The sequence below is a fragment of the Thiocapsa imhoffii genome (assembly GCF_016583985.1).
Classification (GTDB): domain Bacteria; phylum Pseudomonadota; class Gammaproteobacteria; order Chromatiales; family Chromatiaceae; genus Thiocapsa; species Thiocapsa imhoffii.
Map to the genome: position 1 here is coordinate 1 of NZ_NRSD01000068.1, position 2,267 is coordinate 2,267.

Consider the following 2,267-nt stretch of genomic DNA (forward strand, 5'->3'; position numbering starts at 1 on the left):
ACGACGCAGGGTCGTTTTGGGCGGGCGTTGTCGTTCAATGGGACGAATAGTTTGGTGACGGTGGAGCACAGTGCGTCGTTGGGGTTGAGTGATGGGATGACGCTCTCGGCGTGGGTGTATCCGACGGTGCAGCGTGCGAACTTTGCCACGGTGATGGTGAAGGAGATCAGTGGTGGGTTGAGTTATGCGTTGCATGCCGATTCGTCTCTACGTCAAGTCAACACCCAGCTACGCATTGGGACCTTGACGCGTGGCATCAACGCAGGATCAAGGCCGCCAGTGAGAGCCTGGACACACCTTGCGGTGACCCATGATGGCTCGACCCAATCAGTTTATGTCAACAATGTGCGGGTTGGTGGTGGATCCTTCCGGGGCAGTCTGACGGTAGGTCCTAATCCGCTGCGTATTGGCGGGAACACGGTACTGGCGGGGCGGGCCTTTGAGGGGATGATTGATGAGGTCCGCATTCACAACCAAGCGCTGACTCAATCCGAACTCAGGACACTCTCCCTCGAGCCAGTCAAGAAGTAGAAGAACCCTCCAGGGGCGGGCACTCTGCCCGCCCCATGAATCCAGATCTGTCCGTTACAGAACATGACGTCCTGTTTCGGACCATCCCGGGATCAGCGTTGCGCCTGATGAGCCTAACAGGCAGAGCCTGTACCCAAATCAAATTCACATTCGGGCTGAGTTGGGTACTTTGCTGAAAGCATTGCTTGCAAAGATTTTTTGCGGTTAGGTGTTAACCGCGTCTCGATCACACCGGTGCACACCAGATCCTATTGCATGAGTTGAATTTGGCGGTCGCGTTCCGCGAATTTACTTCAGCATATCACCGCGATTTCGACCCCCTCTAGCATTCATTCTTGTCAATCTGGCCTGCTGGAAAACCCTCTTCATGCCTGAGCAAGGTTTGTTCGCTCTTCACGGCGAATGATTTAGCTAGGCCCCTCCTTCTTGCCGACCCGCAACCATCACGCATGGCGTGCGATGTCGAAGCATGCTCAAAACTCTTTCTAAACAGTAGTTTAAGATTTCAGGCATGGACTCGCCTTCAGCCCAGATGGAAAGTTTGGCGGGATCTAGATGAAATCGTCGGGACCAGGAGACATAAATCATGAATAAAAACAAAGGATAACAATTTTCGAAGGATCTCTGTTGCCTGAAGGCGACGCTTCGCCTGATGAATGATTGAGCTATTCTTGCATAAATTATTGATAATATTGGATAAATATTTTTGGCATGAATTCCGCGTTATAGGTGGTGGGTTGCATGCAATTCACTCGAAAAGCGAATCTGTTCTTTGTCGTTAATGAGGCAAAAGATTCGGAATTAAAGTCACGAGTTCATTGCGTTATCAATTCATCAAAATCTGACACCTTGTCCCGGGCGCAGGCATGCTAGCGGGACTTCAATAAATATTCATCACGCCGTCCAGTCCAACCTGCTTGAAGTCACACATCTCTCGTGCGGCTCGTGTCAATATGCCATTGGGCTGGCGTCGAGACCACTGCTAGGTATTCTCATGCGCGCTGGCCTCCGCACACTCTTTCGTGTCCCATTGCCTCTCTTCGCTATCAGTTTTTTTGTCCTGCTGGGCTCTTTGCTTTCATCTGGTGTTGCGATTGCCGAGACAGCGACCCTAACGTGGAATAGCGTTTCGGGTGCATCCGGATACCGAATTGCCTATGGGACCGCGCCACGTACATATACGAGAACTCTAGATGTCGGTCGTCAGACCAGGGGTTCTGTCAGTGGCCTCGCCTCAGGCACTCGGTATTATTTTGCGTTGCAGGCTTACAATGGTTCACAATCAAGTCCTTTCTCCCAAGAGGTCAGCGGTGTCACGCCGTCGAGTCAAAATGGCCCTGGCCCTGGCCCTGGCTCGGGTGGTGGGAGTGCTGGAGGTGGAGCGGTTGCGGGATTGGTGGCGGCGTATGGCTTTGAGGAGAGTGGTGGTTCGAGCGTGCAGGATGCGTCGGGTCAGGGCAATCACGGGACCCTATTGAATGTGACGCGCACCACGCAGGGTCGTTTTGGGCGGGCGTTGTCGTTCAATGGCAATAATAGTTTGGTGACGGTGGAGCACAGCGCGTCGTTGGGGTTGACCGATGGGATGACGCTGTCGGCGTGGGTGTACCCGACGGCACTGAAGAGCAACTTTACATCGGTCATCACGAAGGAGATGAGTGGTGGTCTGGCCTATGCCCTGCATTCCGACTCGCCGCGGCCGTCCGCTAATTTGCAGATTCGAATTGCGAACAACA

Annotated in this window: 2 protein-coding genes and 1 pseudogene; all 3 read left to right on the forward strand. The window is 53.2% G+C overall.

Translation table 11 applies throughout. The annotated features are described in order from the left end of the window. A partial coding sequence (locus CKO25_RS20630) for a LamG domain-containing protein (RefSeq protein ID WP_200389822.1) occupies positions 1-531 on the forward strand: 531 nt, incomplete at its 5' end. A gap of 994 nt (positions 532-1,525) precedes the next feature. Then, positions 1,526-1,828, forward strand: a pseudogene (locus CKO25_RS22095) (fibronectin type III domain-containing protein); the annotation flags it as partial. A gap of 96 nt (positions 1,829-1,924) precedes the next feature. Continuing rightward, positions 1,925-2,267 (forward strand): hypothetical protein (locus tag CKO25_RS20635; RefSeq protein ID WP_200389823.1); only part of this gene is annotated, 343 nt, incomplete at its 3' end.